The organism is Paenibacillus arenosi (assembly GCF_014841135.1).
Taxonomy (GTDB): domain Bacteria; phylum Bacillota; class Bacilli; order Paenibacillales; family Paenibacillaceae; genus Paenibacillus_B; species Paenibacillus_B arenosi.
Genome location: NZ_JACYTN010000004.1, coordinates 110,536 through 128,184 on the forward strand (window position 1 = coordinate 110,536; position 17,649 = coordinate 128,184).

General features: G+C 43.6%; 17 protein-coding genes and 1 riboswitch. Of the genes, 4 read left to right on the forward strand and 13 right to left on the reverse strand.

Annotated features, from left to right (window positions below):
- Positions 1–153: 153 nt before the first annotated feature.
- The 4 genes from IFO66_RS08695 to IFO66_RS08710 form a co-directional block, all read right to left on the reverse strand.
- Entirely contained in the window at positions 154–2,127 is a 1,974-nt protein-coding gene (locus tag IFO66_RS08695) for a methyl-accepting chemotaxis protein (protein ID WP_192024776.1), read from the reverse strand.
- A 155-nt stretch (positions 2,128–2,282) separates the two neighbouring features.
- A complete protein-coding gene (locus IFO66_RS08700) occupies positions 2,283–3,416 on the reverse strand; it encodes an ABC transporter permease (RefSeq protein WP_192024777.1) in 1,134 nt (377 codons plus the stop codon).
- On the reverse strand, positions 3,413–4,576 hold the full coding sequence (locus IFO66_RS08705) for an ABC transporter permease (RefSeq protein WP_192024778.1): 1,164 nt from the start codon (positions 4,574–4,576) through the stop codon (positions 3,413–3,415). Before IFO66_RS08705 ends, IFO66_RS08700 begins: the two co-directional genes overlap by 4 nt.
- Before the next feature lie 12 nt (positions 4,577–4,588).
- The gene (locus IFO66_RS08710) at positions 4,589–5,536 is read right to left on the reverse strand and encodes an ABC transporter ATP-binding protein (RefSeq protein WP_192024779.1); all 948 of its coding nucleotides are present in this window, start codon (positions 5,534–5,536) and stop codon (positions 4,589–4,591) included.
- Positions 5,537–5,707: 171 nt separating this feature from the next.
- On the opposite strand from IFO66_RS08710, the gene IFO66_RS08715 reads away from it, so the two are divergent.
- From IFO66_RS08715 to IFO66_RS08730, 3 genes are all read left to right on the forward strand, one after another.
- Positions 5,708–6,862 carry a histidine kinase gene (locus IFO66_RS08715; protein ID WP_192024780.1) on the forward strand — a complete coding sequence of 385 codons (1,155 nt, stop codon included), beginning with the start codon at positions 5,708–5,710 and terminating at the stop codon, positions 6,860–6,862.
- 110 nt (positions 6,863–6,972) lie between these two features.
- The gene (locus IFO66_RS08720) at positions 6,973–7,653 is read left to right on the forward strand and encodes a response regulator transcription factor (RefSeq protein ID WP_192024781.1); all 681 of its coding nucleotides are present in this window, start codon (positions 6,973–6,975) and stop codon (positions 7,651–7,653) included.
- A gap of 154 nt (positions 7,654–7,807) precedes the next feature.
- Positions 7,808–7,999: riboswitch (Lysine riboswitch) on the forward strand.
- Positions 8,000–8,132: 133 nt separating this feature from the next.
- Complete coding sequence (locus IFO66_RS08730; RefSeq protein ID WP_225445613.1) at positions 8,133–9,593, forward strand: amino acid permease; 1,461 nt, start codon at positions 8,133–8,135, stop codon at positions 9,591–9,593.
- A gap of 116 nt (positions 9,594–9,709) precedes the next feature.
- Here IFO66_RS08730 and IFO66_RS08735 read toward each other — a convergent pair whose 3' ends face one another.
- The 9 genes from IFO66_RS08735 to IFO66_RS08775 all read right to left on the reverse strand — a co-directional run bounded on the left by IFO66_RS08735 (position 9,710) and on the right by IFO66_RS08775 (position 17,054).
- Positions 9,710–10,555: a DUF4097 family beta strand repeat-containing protein gene (locus tag IFO66_RS08735; protein WP_192024783.1), complete on the reverse strand. Its 846-nt coding sequence runs from the start codon at positions 10,553–10,555 to the stop codon at positions 9,710–9,712.
- 88 nt (positions 10,556–10,643) lie between these two features.
- A complete protein-coding gene (locus tag IFO66_RS08740; RefSeq protein ID WP_192024784.1) occupies positions 10,644–11,351 on the reverse strand; it encodes a CPBP family intramembrane glutamic endopeptidase in 708 nt (235 codons plus the stop codon).
- Between the two features lie 226 nt (positions 11,352–11,577).
- A complete protein-coding gene (locus tag IFO66_RS08745; RefSeq protein WP_192024785.1) occupies positions 11,578–12,477 on the reverse strand; it encodes a transglutaminase domain-containing protein in 900 nt (299 codons plus the stop codon).
- Between the two features lie 287 nt (positions 12,478–12,764).
- Positions 12,765–13,715, reverse strand: a complete 951-nt coding sequence (locus IFO66_RS08750; RefSeq protein ID WP_192024786.1) for an alpha/beta hydrolase — start codon at positions 13,713–13,715, stop codon at positions 12,765–12,767.
- 105 nt (positions 13,716–13,820) lie between these two features.
- Positions 13,821–14,480, reverse strand: a complete 660-nt coding sequence (locus IFO66_RS08755) for a bifunctional 4-hydroxy-2-oxoglutarate aldolase/2-dehydro-3-deoxy-phosphogluconate aldolase (protein ID WP_192024787.1) — start codon at positions 14,478–14,480, stop codon at positions 13,821–13,823.
- The gene (locus IFO66_RS08760) at positions 14,473–15,492 is read right to left on the reverse strand and encodes an ROK family protein (protein WP_192024788.1); all 1,020 of its coding nucleotides are present in this window, start codon (positions 15,490–15,492) and stop codon (positions 14,473–14,475) included. Before IFO66_RS08760 ends, IFO66_RS08755 begins: the two co-directional genes overlap by 8 nt.
- A 176-nt stretch (positions 15,493–15,668) precedes the next feature.
- Positions 15,669–16,094: a TM2 domain-containing protein gene (locus IFO66_RS08765; protein ID WP_192024789.1), complete on the reverse strand. Its 426-nt coding sequence runs from the start codon at positions 16,092–16,094 to the stop codon at positions 15,669–15,671.
- Positions 16,095–16,256: 162 nt separating this feature from the next.
- Positions 16,257–16,673, reverse strand: coding sequence for a TM2 domain-containing protein (locus IFO66_RS08770; RefSeq protein WP_192024790.1), 417 nt, complete (start codon positions 16,671–16,673; stop codon positions 16,257–16,259).
- Positions 16,674–16,721: 48 nt separating this feature from the next.
- Complete coding sequence (locus IFO66_RS08775; protein ID WP_192024791.1) at positions 16,722–17,054, reverse strand: NINE protein; 333 nt, start codon at positions 17,052–17,054, stop codon at positions 16,722–16,724.
- A gap of 348 nt (positions 17,055–17,402) precedes the next feature.
- Here IFO66_RS08775 and IFO66_RS08780 point away from each other — a divergent pair, with 348 nt between their 5' ends.
- A complete protein-coding gene (locus tag IFO66_RS08780) occupies positions 17,403–17,612 on the forward strand; it encodes a hypothetical protein (RefSeq protein ID WP_192024792.1) in 210 nt (69 codons plus the stop codon).
- Positions 17,613–17,649: the final 37 nt, after the last annotated feature.

Genomic DNA, 17,649 nt, shown 5'->3' on the forward strand with positions numbered 1-17,649 from the left:
TTACTACAGCATAAAATCAAAAAAGCACCCTTAATTTGTGTCATGGATTAACATAGGATAACCCTATATCCATACCTAAGGGTGCACACCACTTACTTAATAAGCTCTTCGACAGGTTACCACCTGTTCTTTTAAAACACCTACTAAATATCCTTATGACTCCAACTTATAGCGACTTGTCACCTGCTGCAAGTCATCCGCAATAGAAGCCAAATGATTAGCAGAAGCAGCAATATCCTGCATCGCCGCATTTTGCTGCTCACTTACCGCAGCCAACGTCTCAATCTCTGCGGCTACTTTTTCCGTCACTTCAAGCGACTCGTCGAATGAATGTATCATTTCACGATTCGTGTGTGCCAGATCCTCACTCACCGCAGCTGCATTAGTCAACTGCTCGCTAACCGCCTGAATCACTTCAAACATTTCTGTCAAACGCTCTGTAAGTGAATTCGTGAGCTGTTTGCCACTGTTAACCGACTCTGATCCTTCGACCATCGCTTGTGCAACTGCATCTGTCCGAATGCCAATCTCTTCGATTATTGCCGTAATTTGTTCCGTCGCCTGCTGGGCTTGTCCCGCTAATTTGCGAACTTCGTTCGCTACAACTGCAAAGCCTCTACCTTGCTCACCGGCATGTGCAGCTTCAATGGCTGCATTCAACGCAAGCAGGTGAATTTGCTGAGACAAGTTCTGTATAAATCCGACGATCGTTTGTATATCCTTGGATTTCTCCTGTAAAGCATCCGTTTCCGTCTGAACCTGATGTGTGTTATCCATAATCGTTGACATCTGTTCATTCACGCCACGTAAGGAATGCTCCCCTTCCACTGCCCAAGATCGAATCTGATTCGCATTCACAGCAGAATTTTGTACAAGTTGGACGACACTCCGCAGTTTACCGTCGGCTTGAGCGGCCATCTCATTTACACCTGACAGCTCCCTTTTCATACTATCCGAACGGTTGTTAATCTCTTCATAAGAAGCAGCTACTTGTTGAAGCGATGCTACGTTCTCCTCTGAATTAGCTGACAACTGTTCCGAGGAAGCGGCTAATGTATTCGCTGTATCCCGAAGCTCTCGCATTACATTTGCTAGTGACAATGCCATTGTATTGAATTGGCTCTCCAACATCCCAATCTCATCATTACGCTGGCTCGTGTTTACCTTCACATCCAACTCACCATCCGCAATTCGCTTCGACATTTGCTGAAGACGAATAACAGGCAGTAGAATCGATTGAATAAAGGCAATTACGCCGATAGATATAAACAGTAAAATAAGTCCCAAATAGAGAAGCGCTTCTCGATACAGTTGATTCTGTACTTGTTTAATCTCCCCTTCATCCATAACACCAACGACATTAAGCTTCAACTTATTTTCGCGGTTAAAGGAGACAAACATTTCAGTCTGCTCATCGTCCACCATCAGCTCTCCTTGCGGGGACGCCATTAGAGCAGCATACGCTTCTCCTTCCAGGATTGAACCTGGTGGATGATCTGGATGTACAATAACTTGATTAAATTCATCCAAAAGTGCAATATATCCATTTTCGCCAATCTTAAAGCTCGAAGCCATCTCTGCCAATCGTAGTGTATTTACATCCAGCCCCATTACACCGCTGCCATCGCTCAATGTGCGTGAGAACGTAATGACCATCCTACCTTCACTATCCTTACGGACTTTGGAAGTAATAATCTTGCCCGGCTGGGCTAACGCTTCGGTATACCACGGCTGTTTATTATAGTCTTCTGCTCCTTGCACACCATCACTATGATGCAGTCTGCCATCGAGCACTACATAGGAGGCAAGAATTTTATCAGTGTCTTTATCCATCGTGGTCAATCTAAATTGCAATTGAGCATCATTCGTTCGGATATCCGGCAATGATTTCTCCAAGGCTTGAAAAGCAAATACGTAGTCATCGAACATCGCGTTAATGGATTCTGTCATCGTTCGAGACATTTTTGTAACTTGCGACTTCTGAGATTTAGACAATTCATTTGTGGCGCTGTTCGTAAGCATCCAGATAAGGCCAATAGTAGGTAGTAAAATAAGTGTGAAAATAACTACTGAAACTTTCTTCTTAAGTGAGTTGCCAATTGTCCATGTGCGTAGATTGAGTTTCAAGGCCCTTACCCCTTTGTCTCCGATTAGTAGTTTCCATAGATGCCCATACTATATATATCGGTAATTCGACAAAAATGTATAGAAGACCTTTCCATCAAATTTACAATATATAACACTTTGCAGTTGATTTCTTCCTTCGCTTGCTGGTTGCACAGCTAGCCCTCTCTTACAGCTGGACGGAACGTAGATACTCCCACCCCGAGGAAAATAATCGTGAATAAAAGTAAAATACCTATAGGCAGCAGAACCGCCTCAAATGCAGCTCCCGCCTCCAGCTTATCAATGGCATCCAACACCCAACGTTGAGGAACGTAATAGGATATGCGCTGCATATACGGCTCCATAATATAGACAGGCCAGAAGCATCCTCCAATCATACATGTAGGAACAATAATTCCATACCCAACCTGTGTGAATCGCTTCATATCCGTTAAGAAGGCGCTAACCATACAAAGCGCTCCTAGTATCGCTAACAAATACAATTCCAATAATAGAAATTGTGCTCCAATCGAAGTAGAGATACGAGATCCTAGAACAAGATGGACGATCCCCAATACAATTGATATTTGTATCGTTCCGTTTACAAATGCCCCCATGAAATAACCAAAAGATATTTCTGTATTTCTTACAGGTGCTGCATAGGTACGAAGCATGGTGCGATTGTGCCGATCTTCGATCATGACGCTAACCGCCTGTAGTGCATTCATAAAAATAAACATAAGGAAGATGCCCATAGCCATTCGCATCGAGACGGAAGAAGCTGATTTGCCCGATTCAATTTCTAATACAGGCCTTTCCTGCAAGTATTGTTCATATAGCTTCTCCATATGTTCTGAAGAAGGCTTCTTACCATGTTCAAACCGTTCCATATCCGACAGGAAAAGCTGCTGCTCTTGCACAAACTGTTCTACAGCCAGCTTTACAAGTGCGGACTGCTCACTCAAACTTTTTTGGTACATATCGACTTGTGGAGTTCCTCCACCCATCAAAGATTCACTGTAGGAAGCAGGAATAAATATTCCAAAGCCTGATTCTTCGGCACTTTGCTGCATCTCGCTATGATCAACTGCTTGAATAACGTCAAAGCGCTCATCCAATTGGATTTTTAATTGTTTAGACCATGCGGATTGATCTTCGTCGTACCAGACAACGACAGGGATAATACTCCTTATCGTTGTAATCATCATAAAGACCACGACCACCGTCGGCAGAACGAAGGTGAGCCACCATGCGCGTTTGTTCAATAATATCCGATGGATATAAAACTGTGCAATTTTGAGCGCGTTCATCGTACTACCGCCTTTCGTACGAAAATAAGAGAAAATGTAAGCAGCACACAGGCAATTCCTGCTAGTACACTTAATCCGAACAACATTTCACTCCAACTCTCGCCTTTCATTACGCTAGTCAATAACTCCATCGCCCAATACGATAGCGTGAATCGGCCTACACTTTCATGTATAGCCGTTATGACGAAAAAACCTCCACTAACTGCCGTCATAAATACGATGACCGTTTCAAGAAACGTTTTCATTGCCTGCTGGGATTTGAACCAAGTTGCCGCGATCAATCCTAAGCTCAAGGAACAAGTTAACACGAGCGCGCATACTACGAGCGTCACTAGTGTGGAATAACCCCAATCCACACTATATACAAATGATGAAAATCCAATAATAAATGCAGATTGAAGCATGCCAAAAAGGAAATGCCCCAACATTCTACCGCCTACGAAATCAACCATACGTATAGGTGATGCCAATGTGCGGTGCAGGGTTTGATTAAGACGATCATGATACAAGGACTCTGCAAGTCCTCGCCCTGTATACAATGAGAACATGACTAGCATCGCTACAGCATAATATTGAATGGCAGATACCATTTTTGTATTAGATGAATTCACCTTGACGATCACTGCCTCCGCAACTGGAGAAGCAGCCGCTTCTACTGCGCTAAGCTCTTCCAGTTTGGCGGGATCAACCCCGCGTTTCATGGCTGCTATTGTTTTTCCTACCTCAGCGTTAAAGGAACCGATCAGCGTTTCCATCGTTAGGTTGGTGATCGTAAGCGTGCCTTGAATACCTGTAATCGAGATTTGCTCAGACCCCTGCGAGGGGGATGGCACGATAACGCCATACTCAATGATCTGATTTTTCACATCGCGACGCAGTTCCTCTTCCGTCTCATATCGCTTAAAAGCTGCATACTCTTTCACTTTTTCATGCTCTGTCCACTCATCAAATGCTTGCTGCAACGGACTGTTCCCCCCCACTACAACACCAGCGCTTACTTGCTCTACTTCAACATCCGATTGTTTGAACATATTCATCCCCGACAAGGAGGAACCAAGTACAAATATTAAGATTAGCGGCATAATGAAAATAACGAATATAATGCTTTTTTGAGAAAAGTTCATTCGAATTTCATGAAGAGCAATCGTTAACCAACGCATCTGTATCTCCCCCTAGTCACGTAGCTGTCTCCCTGTCAGAGTAAGGAACAACGTCTCCAAGCTTGGCTGCTCGCGTACAATGGAGCGAACAGAAACAGAATGTTTGCTTAAAATAAACAAAATATCCTGTAAGCTCTCTTCCCTATGTGGCAGCACTAATTCCAAGGATGTTCCCTGCTCTGTCACCTGAAGAACAGACGGATGGCGCTTAAGCTCAACTACAGCTTCACTCACCTGTTGATCGGTAACAGAGACTATTTCAACCAATACTTTATCGTCCGATCCAATCTGCTGTCTCAGTTCTTCCTCTGTACCCTGTGCAATTAGCCGTCCTTCGTTCATAATGCCAATACGTGTTGAGATTGCGGATACTTCCTCCATGTAATGACTCGTGTATATGATCGTAGATCCATCTTCATTCAATTTGCGGACCGATTCCAAAATGTGATTACGAGAATGAGGATCGATTCCTACCGTTGGCTCATCCATAATGATGATGCGCGGCCTATGTGCAATTGCACAGGCAATGTTAAGTCGTCGCTTCATTCCACCAGAGAACGAAGCAGGCTTATCATACTGCCGCTCCGTTAATCCTACACGAGCCAAGGCTTCATCCGTCTGCTCTTGCAGTTGTTTCCCTTTAAGCCCGTACAACTTGCCGAAGAACAGCACGTTGTCTCTTGCTGATATTTGCTCATATAAAGCAAGATCTTGGGGAACTAGCCCCAGACTGGCCTTCGTTCGCAGCGGAGCGTTTTTAACAGAATGTCCATCAACCCAAATATCGCCTTGATCAATCGGAAGCAAACCGACGATCATCTGAATTGTCGTGCTTTTTCCTGCCCCATTCGGACCGAGCAAGCCATAAATTTCTCCCTCTTCAAGCTGAAAGCTCAAATGGTCCACGGCTACATGCTGATTAAATCGTTTTATAATTTGATCGACTTTTAATATCGTCAACGTCTACTCCTCCTGATCATGGACATTGCCACTACTCGTCTCCATTTCATCGTACTTCGGATAGTCCTTCCGAACAGGTCAAATTCGTCACTTTCTAACCATGACTAAAGTCATATTGAAAAGGAGGACAGGTATGTTTGTGGTATAATTAACCATGGAGGTGGGCGGACGGTGTTGAAACGTCACATAACGGTCCTCATTCAGTTCATACTTACCATCGTCACTTCAATCGCTGTACTCTATACCGATAACATTTTCCATTGGTTTAGTGATCAAGAAGAGTTCTTCTTCTATGTATTCCTCTACCTAGGCTTGTCCCAAATCAGACAAATGTGGATACCGTCTCAATGGATAAAGCTTGGCTTTATGCTCGAACTTATTTATTCCTTAGTTTTGATATATACGTTTTCTGCTCTACTGGTCTTTCTGTTTGTTGCTACATGGATAACGGCACCAAAGTCATGGCATCCTTCCCTATTAGCAAAAGGTTTTATTATATCCTGGGTCGGATTATTGTCTGCTCTTAGCAATTATTCATGGACTGCTATCATTCAGTTCAATTTGATGGCTATTGTAATAGGGATTCTTTTATATGGCTTAAGACAGTATGAGTGGGAAAAGCAGCATTTAATTATGCAAAATGACCAACTGCGCCAGCAAATGTATGAACTTCAGCAATCTAACCACGACATGATTCACTACGCACGAGCTATAGAAGAAATGAGTCAGGCGGAGGAACGAAGTCGAATCGCACATGACTTGCATGACGAATTGGGGCATCAATTTATTCGTCTCAAAATGATGATGGATGCTTCCGTTGAAGTTTCCACATCCAATCAAGAACAAGCATTCAAACTGTTCACCGAAGTTCGTTCGCAGCTGGCAGCATGCATGGAACTGATGCGTTCAACGGTAAAGAGGCTGAAGCCCTCTGATCATCGGCTTCATTCCTATTCCTTAGAGCGACTGCAGCAGGAATACGCAAGCCCTAAGTTCTATGTCGATTATCAGGTGGAAGGCATACCATATGTGTTGTATCCCAGTGTTGAAATAGCTTTATACCGTAACGCTCGTGAAGCTTTGACGAATGCCATTCGCCACGGTGCTGCTTCTAAGGCTTCCATCGTGCTGTACTATGAGCACAATCAAGTTGTACTGCAAGTATCTAATAATGGACGGCTGCCGCTAGAGCCTATTCAAAATGGGATCGGAATTCGAGGCATGCAAGATAGAGCCCATACACTGGGTGGACATATCGAGGTCATATTGAAGCCTACGTTCTGCATACAAACGAGTTTACCTATCCGGCATAAGTACATAGATTAGTGCTTTCACTTTGAGCAAGAAACGAATGTTTACACGGCTTCCATTCAAGGAGCATATGCTGCTCTCTTCATCATGAAGACAGGACAAGCTGGATAATAGGGGGTACTGTGATGAGTATTCGATTAATGATCTGCGATGATGATGTGTTTATACGTGAAAGCTTGAAGCTAATCTGTCAGCTGCAACCTGATTTTTCGGTCATCCATACTTGTGGAGGGGGGCATGAAGCAGCAGCGTTGGTTGCTGAAGAGCCTGTAGATGTAGTGTTAATGGATATGAGGATGCCAAATGGCGATGGTGTAGAAGGAACCCGTCTCGTCAAGCAACTGTGGCCTGCTACGAAAGTCCTTATTTTGACCACTTTCGATGATGAACAGCATATTATCGATGCACTGCGGCATGGTGCAAGTGGTTATTTGCTCAAAAATAGCGATCCATCACGCCTCATGGAAGCGGTGCGCACCGTACATAGCGGGTCGGTTCTTATGGATTCGTCTGTTGCGCTTAAACTTGCACATTTATTGCGTCATTCTAATGCGGAGACATCTGCTTCTGCATCGCAAACAGAAGCTCTGAATCAGCCTAACTGGGCTCATTATCAGTTAAACGCTTCGGAACAAGCTATTATCCAGCATATCGCGAACGGCTTGTCCAATCGCGAGATCGCTTCTACCTTATTTTTAAGTGAAGGAACGATCAAAAATTACGTGACCGAAATACTGGCGAAATTGGAGCTTCGCGACCGGACACAGCTAGCCATTTGGTACTGGAAGCAGCTAAGCCGTCATTAATCTTATACGCTATGAATACATTACTTTATTGCTGTTATTGAATTATCAGTAAATATTTTCAATATTGCTCAACTGCTTTGATTGCTTTATACTACTGTGTATATTATTTCTGTCATATGAACAACAACATTATTCAAATCCTCATCAACTCCAAAGGTGAGGTAGAGGTTGCGGATGTTAATAGTAGGTGAAGGGAGACGGGAAGCGTCTACGAACTTCACTGAAAGGAACAACCGCCGAAGTCTGCACGGTTCTAACTTCCAACTTGCAGGCTGGGGCTGCTGCTGAAAGGCGCAGCACTGCCATATTCGGATTACCCGTCCGTCTATGGAGCGCTATCTTGACCAAGGGGCTAGTTGAGACGGAATATAGAGCCGTCCTAGCGATTTTCGCTTAGACGGTTTTTTTATATTTTCGGAGGCAACTTGCACCTTTTCGGTCATACTATTACCTAACATCTAAGGAGTGTGCCGAACATTATGAGTAACACGAATAGTAATCAGAAATTGCAACGGCATTTAAAAACAAGACATTTAACGATGATCGCACTAGGCGGTTCGATCGGTACAGGCTTATTCCTTGCAAGCGGTGGCGCAATCGCACAAGCAGGACCTGGTGGTGCACTACTCGCTTTCACTGCTGTAGGCATTATGGTTTACTTCCTAATGACGAGTCTCGGTGAGCTCGCTACGTATATGCCAGAATCAGGCTCATTCAGCACCTATGCTTCTCGCTTTGTTGATCCAGCGCTTGGCTTCGCACTTGGCTGGAACTTCTGGTTCAACTGGGCAATTACAATCGCATCTGAACTAGTAGCAGCTACATTAATTATTAAGTATTGGTTCCCAGATTCGAATTCGTTCTTATGGAGCTTCTTGTTCCTTGGCATTATTGTAGGGTTGAATTTATTATCTGTTAAAGGCTACGGAGAATCGGAATACTGGTTCTCTATGATTAAAATCGGTACTGTACTTATCTTCCTAGTCGTCGGCCTACTTATGATTTTTGGCATTATGGGCGGTGAGCGTACAGGATTTATCGGATTCGATACCTTTACTACTGGAGACGCACCATTCCATGGTGGCCTACTTGCGATACTTGGCGTATTTATGGCAGCAGGGTACTCGTTCCAAGGAACGGAGCTTGTCGGTATAGCAGCTGGTGAAACTGATAATCCACGTGAAAGTGTACCAAAAGCAATCCGTCAAATTTTCTGGCGCATCTTGTTGTTCTATATTTTAGCGATTTTTGTGATCGCGATGCTTATTCCATACACAGATCCGCGTCTACTAATGGGTGATGTTACGGATATTAGTGTGAGTCCGTTCACCTTGGTGTTCGAAAAAGCAGGCATTGCATTTGCAGCTTCTGTCATGAATGCGGTTATTCTTACATCCGTATTGTCCGCTGGTAACTCCGGTATGTATGCATCTGCTCGTATCGTATATGTATTGGCGCAAGAAGGAAAAGCTCCTCGCTTCCTTGGCAAGCTAAGCAAACGCGGTGTTCCTGTAAATGCGATTTTGCTAACAGCTTCCATCGGTATGCTCGCTTTCCTAGCTTCTTTCTTCGGAGATGGTGCTGTTTACTTCTGGCTATTGTCTGCGTCTGGTATGTGCGGCTTTATCGCTTGGCTCGGTATTGCAATCAGTCATTATCGCTTCCGCCGTGCTTATGTGAGTCAAGGACGCAAGTTGGAAGATCTCGCTTATCGCGCACGCTGGTTCCCATTCGGTCCATTGTTCGCATTTGCGCTGTGTCTAGTCGTTGTCATCGGACAGAGTCTACCGATTCTCGTCGCTGGAGACTATCATTGGCTGGATATCGCGATGCCATATATTGGGCTTCCGTTGTTCCTTGCGGTATGGCTCGGCTACAAAATTAAATTTAAAACAAAAGTTATTCCACTGGATCAATGCCAGCTGGATAGCCCAGAATAATAGTTAGCTGATAGCTAATGACAGCTGATACGAACGCTAATTATGCATCAAATACGCCGTAAGGCCGAATAAGAAAGAGCCCGCTCTCTGTCACTGACAGTAGATGCGGGCTCGATTTATTTATTACTATTATTATGGACTGTTCCTGACACTCGCTCAATAGTCGCATTTCCAGACGAATCAGACTCGATACGAACATCGCCTTCAATTTGTTCAATACGCAAGTCTCCGCTTTCATCCTCTACCGTAACATTTCCTTTTACCTGATCAATCTTTACATTGCCGCTATCATCGACAACCACTATCATTCCACTATGATTCGATATTTCAATCTCGCCTGACGAATCTTTCATATTCACATTTCCTTGGTTATTCGTAAGTATTACATTTCCAGAATCATCTAGTATTTCAAGATCGCCCTTCACTTCTTCGAGCTTAATATTACCTGACTCATCTGTAATTTTGACTGCACCTTCAATATCTTTCAGTTCCATCTCTCCTGATTGGTCAGCAATCAAGACAGGTCCAGTGATTCCAGAAACGGCAATATCACCCGACTCATCGACAATGTCCAACTCCATCTTCCGTGGCACTGATAAAGTAATATCCATTTGGTGTAATACATGTATTCCAAATGAAGATGATGACAAGGAATTAACGAACTCTGCTTCCTCCCCGCGCTCCGTAAACGTCATCTTAAATGCTTCACTCGGTACATTTTCCGTACGTTTAATCTTTGCTACCGCTTCTATTTTATCGACTTGATCGCTACCAACTATCGTAAGATCACCCGATGGATTACTAACCCGCAGCTTCTTAATAGCCCCTGCTTCGATTTGTGCCGTTTGTTGTTCCTCTATAATCTTATCTTCTGTGCAGCCCGATACAATTGTCATCAGAGCTGCCGTCGCTAATGCATAGCTAATAGTCTTTATACATGACTTGCGCCGTCTGTTCAACATACCCACCCCATATTGTTTTGTCTATTTCTTATTCGACGCAACTTCCAAGTTTTCCCCTTCAACATTTGAATCTAGAGCATCATATTAATTATCCAAGTGATGTCAGCAGCACTGCAATCGCATTTACAGCGCCATGAATGATAACTGCTGGCCAGATCGAATTAGTCCGCTCGTACGCCCACGCAGTAACAACACCACACAAGAAGTTAACCGGCATCGCATTAAACGTGGGAATGTGAATAATTGTAAAAATGAGCGAACTTAGAAAGATTCCCCAACCGATACCAAGACGTGTACGTAACCAACGATATAAGAACCCTCGATAAAAAATTTCCTCATAAATCGGTGAAATAATAGCTGCTGATATAAATGAAATCGAAACAGCGAGTAACGTTACATTTTGCTGCATCGCCTCTGTTTTACGATTATCATAGGAATTTCCGACTAAAAGCACAGTCAGTTCCATAACGACTACACTGCCAACAAGATACAACAGCGTCCAGCCAACAATCTTCCACCAGTCCTTTGCTGGAAATGAGCGCAAGCCTACTTCACTCCAAGAAAGCTTTTGTGGACGAAGAGCGATAAAGTACACCCCTAGTAGTAGAACAATGGCAATGGTAAGCCCCATCAATGTTCCCGAATATAATTCATTTCCGAGCCACTTTGTGTACATAGGTGCTACTACAAATTTGATAACCCCAATAACGAAGCCAAACTCTAGCAGAAGTAGCGCTGCCAACTCTTTCCACGTCCAGTTATCTTGTATTTTCCAGTTCATTTCGCCGCTCTTCATGTTCCTTACTCCTTTGTCTCATGTGATTTACATTCACTATATGGGGTGACGTAACGTCACCTGCAAGCACTTTTTTTTGTAATGATTTCTGTGCGAGTTTTTAGCCAATAAAAATAGCCCGTTACCTCCAAGGAGACAACGGGCCATGCTCTTTCTTTTTTCAAATAAAGAGAAAGGTAGCGTTTTTAACAAGTATGTGATTGGTTAAGCTTTCAACGGTCACGTCTTAACCCTTCTTATACGATTGCACTGCCTGTGGAAACTTTGCACGGTCCCATGTATGATCACGCCCAATTTCCTCATCACTGAGCAAGTAATACGTATGCAAAATACGATTGCGTTTGTCTGGCAGCGGATCATTCCATGTAGCATCCACATGATACCATTGTCCATCAAGCTGAACCATATTCCAGGCATGCAGTTGTCCACCCGCATTGCCTTCAACGACGCGACTCGTTATCCCTGCATCCTCATACAACGCTTGCAATAACAAAGCATAACCTTGACAGACGGTACTTCCTACCGTAATTGCTTCATAGGCCGTGAACCTCGTCATTGTCGCATCATAAGCAAGCTGACTCACAACAAAGTCATGCAGCGTTTTCACTTTTTGCTCCTCACTCATGCCAGGTGTAACCAGCCGTTCCACTTGCTCTTTCGCATATTGACGAACTTGTTGGTACTGCTCGTACGTTTCTCGATACTGAACATAGACGGATACTAACGCTCCTTTTCCGAATGATTTCCAGTGAAAGGTGTAGCGGCTGACGTTATACCGAATAAACGGGTTCGAATATAAAGCATCGTTCAATACCTCGGTGAGTATCTGGCTGAATTGGTCAATCGATCCTTCGTACTTAAATTGAATCGTTGTATTCCGCTGCGCCAATCGTTCTGCAATCCAACTCTCCATCATGTGCTCATCAGACAGGTTCACGGATGAAGACTCCGCTTCAACATGCGGCCACGATATACAACTGCTCCACATCAATACGAAAATAAGCGTCGCTATCATCATACGCATACTTCGATGTACCCACCGTGAGCGGTGTATTCGCTGCTTCAACACCCGCTGTTTTCTACTCGAACAAACGAATGAACAAGCCTTCTCTTCCTCTTGATTCATCAAGCCACCTCCACCTATGGCAAGCCTTATCGCAGGATGATCCATAGCGTAGCATAGTGTGTATAAGAAGACTGTCACGTTATGGAGTGCCCACTGGTCACTCCCAATCCCGCTATCTTGCAGTACTCGACAACGTCTTTCATACGTTGAGCGTATCGGAGAGCTTATGCACAACACGAAGCAAGATTAGCAGCTTGATGGTCTATAAAGAGGGCGAATAACAGAGAGCAATGACTGAAAATTAATCCAATTCTACAAAAAAAACGTCCTCGCAGGCACAATCGTGCTTACGAAGACGTACATTTATCAGAATAATGTGGAGAAACTGCTACTTGCTTTACATGCTGATTAAGAAAAGGCAGGACAGCCTCCCAAAATGCCGGGTCCTGTTCAGAGCAACTGTGCCCATTCGTATGGACGAACAAATGAGGCAATTCATAAGGCAGGTCTGTTATAATCCCTTGCAATTCTGACGGTGGAATAAACGTATCGCCCATGGAATGGATCATATACAACGGCACTCTTCCTGCACCGCGTCGTTCATTGCGAAGGATCGTCTCACGAATATTAATAGCGTCGAAGTCTGCTCTATTAATTCGGGATCGCAGCAGCCAGATGCGCGGCACAAGTTGTGCCAATGGGAAAATGGGTAGTCCTCTGCGCTTTAATTCAGCAGTTATCATCGTAAACGGATTGGCCGGCATCGAATCGGTTACAATCGCTTGTACCTCTAGCCCTTCATCCAGCGCCAGCATCGCACCAAAGCCTCCTAGTGAATGACCAAGGATGCCTATTCGTGCAGCATCAAGTTCTGGACGACTATGAGCATAGCGAACTGCCGCAAGCAAGTCATCACGAAACAGCAGTGCAGATGGCGCCTTCACTGCACCGCTTTCTCCATGACTTGCAACATCATAGACGATAACGGCATGACCTGCTGCTCGAAAGGGCTCCACATAGCGCAGCACTCGAGCGCGATTGGAAGCCCAGCCATGAGAAATAATAATGACTGACAATGGTTCATTACGAAGCTCTTGCTGCCCATTGGTCGGCCAGAGCAGCCAGCCTTTTAACCATGCGCTGCCCTGAAATTCAATCGATTCATACTCTCCAGTTGGCTGTACCTCAATTGGCATTCTTCGCGGCGATTGGCTTTTGACAGACAAGCGCCAAATAACCATTAGAAAGAGAAGAAATAATATGACGACTGCAATGATAAACAAGCTAATGAACAGCATAACTACCTAGCCTTCTTTCAACTATATTCCATAGCAAGGACAGCTTGGTTACAACTATACATAGTCTAGTGAACAAACCTATTGTATTTCTCTTATCTTCCTCAACTACGTTAAATGACGAACCGTATTCACCCATTCAGATGCATGCTCCTCTAGCTCCTGCCATGCAGCCGCTCGAATAAAGTCACCGCGAACAAGCTTGGAACCAAGCCCGAATGCCGACGCTCCTGCCGTCCAATATTGCTGTACATTATGCAGATCAATGCCACCTGTCGCCATCAGCGGTATATGACCGAGCGGGCCGCGCACTTCACGTATATACTCTGAACCGAGACTACCAAGCGGGAACAACTTTAACACCGGAGCCCCTGCCTTCCATGCACGCACCATTTCAGTTGGAGTCAGTACGCCTGGCCATACGTCGATTCCTCGACTATGGGCAAGTTCAATCACTTTCTCATCCAAGTTCGGCGTAATTAAAAATTGCGCCCCGCTGTCCAAAGCCTCTCGTGCTGTTTCTTCATCTATAACCGTTCCAGCACCGATAAATACCTGCTCCCCGAAGCGTTCACGCCATCTGGATACGATAGCCGCAGCTCCATCTGTATTCATCGTCACTTCCAACAATGTAATACCACCTCGAATTAAAGCTGCAGCGGCCTCATCAGCGGCCTCTCCCGTATAACCGCGGAATATTGCAACGATGCGCTGATGCAGCAATTCAGCTGTCGCAGCAGTATGTAAATAAGGAGCAGCCTTAGACATGGCAATCACGTACAGTCGCTGAAGTAGAGACAGTAGCTTGAGATGAAGCAGCGTTTAGTTGACTCCATCTTGTTCGTGCGAAGGCTGCACTACCAATGACACCACCATCATCAATCAATTCACCTTGACGAATGTCTAACTGCTCTAAGTAACCATGATATACATGACGTTTCAATGTTTCACGAACAGGCACAAACAATCGCTCTCCTGCCAAAGAACCACCACCGCCAATAACGAGAATATCCGGGCTGTAAGCGGTAATCGCATACGCCAATGCTTTGCCTAACACGGTACCCGTATGCTGCATAATAGATTGGGCTAGTTCATCTCCTTGATCGTATGCATCGGATATGAGTGCTGCCGTCAAGCTGCCAGCTTCATAAGCTTCACGCAGTATGCTACTTCGACCTGCCTCCAACGCTTCTCTAGCTTGGCGAACTAAGCCGGTTGCAGACACGACGGTTTCCACACAACCTATTAGCCCACATCCGCATGGTGTAGTCTCCCCATCCATGGCGACATGCCCAATTTCACCAGCCATAAATCGATTGCCATAATACAATTCTCCGTTGGCAACCGTTGCAGCAGACATTCCCGTACCGATGGTAACACCTAGAACCACTTTGCCATCACGACCAGCACCACTCATCGCCTCTCCATACACATACATGCGAACATCGTTATCTATAAATACAGGAACACCTACAAGCTCTCCAAGTCGCTTGGATACTTCTACGTCCGTCCACTTCAAATTGGCTGCAAATAAAGTCATACCGCGAATGGGATCAATGAATCCAGGGCAACCCGCTCCTACCGCAATCAAACTGCTTCGCTCAATTCCGTTCTTAACTAGCAGTTCGTCAACCATCGAAGCCATTTTCTGTAATACATGCTCTTCCCCAAGCTCAGTTTCGGTCGGTCGCTTCACTTTATCAATAAGCTCATACTGCTCATTCACTAATCCGCAAACGATATTCGTACCACCTAAATCAATACCAACCATATAACGCACGATAGCTCCCCCTCGATTATCCCAAGTTTATGCGATCTCCAACTTATTCCTTATTATACCATCATCAATCTATCAATGAAGAAAATGATCTCAAATAGCAACGAAAAAAGCTGCTAAAGATACATAAAAATAGTTCGTGTTCATATACACGGTTATATGAAGAATAGGCATGTATACTATATGCGCTTTATAATATTCATTACCTCCTGCTCGATCTCCGCATTTATGGATGCAACTTTTTTCTTCAAACGGATACCTTCCACGATCCAAATAATGAGGATACAAACAAGTCCTCCTATCATAATCAGTACTCGATTCGTTGCTTCTTGTTCTTCGTCATCCCAACTATAATCATTCGATTCAAACCCCATCGAAAAATCCGTAACATACCACAATGGAAGAAGGTACAAAATGATCGAACTAAGAAGCAGCAACACTGCTTTTTTAGGCTGACCCAAATAGAAACGATGGCCTCCGTAAACCCCCATAAAAAACCATAACAATACCGCTATTTTCAGAGACTTACGACGATTGTTATACTCTTGCATAAAAATGATTAACTGATCTGACCTTAACTGCTGCTGCCATTCAAGAATTTTCATTCGATTATCCTCCTCACATCAATTCACCCTTGATAAGTAAAAAAAGGGAGTCATAGTTGACCCCCTCACAAAGCTGCTTCCATTATGTATAATCCATGCTGAAGTTTACGATAACTTGTCCATCTGCACATTAACGTGGCAGAATAAGTAGGTTATCGTTTATCACAAAGGTCTCTGCTGATATACTTTAGATGAGTTAGAATTCACTTTGGATGGTACAATTTGACGCATAATGTCCATCTCAAGCTTCTCATTTAGACGATCTACCTTGCCTGAAATGAGAAATCCTTCAATAACCCACCATATAAGCCCAATAAATAGAATGAGAAGAAATAAAATGAGCAATACATTAGAATCTATTCCAGGATTTACGGGATCAAATGTATTTACAGCAAAGACAAACAATGAGATCGGCAGCACGATGTAAAAGCATAAACCTACAAATAGCAGCAACACGCCTGATGCCTTTTCTCCTAAGTAAAATCGATGCGCACCAAATGGACCTAAAAACAACCAAAAAATGACCGCATGCATTTTAGACTTAGCTCTTTTCTCATATTCATGCTGAAAAGCGATCATTTGAGCAGTACTCAGATTATACGTAAATAGCAGATCGCTGTTCATAAACTAGTAACGATTGCGGAGCATTTTAACATTATGAATAAGCTCCATTTCTTTCCTAGTATTTATTTTATCAACTGCTCCACTAAGAAGAATCAATTCAATAACCCAAAGAATCATGTAAGGTAGACCTAGTAGTAATAAGCTGAATACGAATACGACAATATTCAATATCCCCATACCGATATGGCCCAAATAAAAACGATGAACACCGAGCGTACCTAAAAAGATCAAAAGCACATAAGCTAATGCTTTTGACTTCTTCGCTCTTTCCATTTCAGATGAAACGATGACCAACTCGTCCATTGATAATTCTTTCTTTAAAATGACATTTTGCACGACTAAAGTCTCTCCCTTTTCTCATAAATTTTCTATTTCCCCTTAGAACTGGATTTATTATAGACTAGATTCGACAATTTTGGCATTAAATAATTACCATAATAACTAATTATTGGTTCTTCCGCATCACCTTTTCAACACCATTTTTAATCCAATGATTTATCTCTCTTTTTATAAGCAAATTGATGAAAAATTGACGAAAATGCATATAGAAAAAGGAAGACTTTGGGTGTTTGGTCGATATATAATAACAGTTGTAGTCTTTATTTTTACGAGCTCATTCGGAATCTGTCGCTTTTATTCGTTTATAAATATTGTTATTCCATTCACATAATGAGGTGATTCACGTTGACCTACGTCGATATTAGTACGATAAGTCCGCAGCTATTTGTAACCGTCTTGTTTTTCCTATTAATTGTGTGCCCGCTTGTTAGTCTTGGCATCGTTCGCTTTTTCCAACAGCGTGTCAAACAAGGCTTAATTTATATCGCCATCGCCATTGTTTCTTACATTGTCTTTCTTATCGTGGCTGACTTCGTCGCCAAGACGTGGCAGTGAAGTGACTAACACGCTCCACTAGTTGAACAACAGCCTA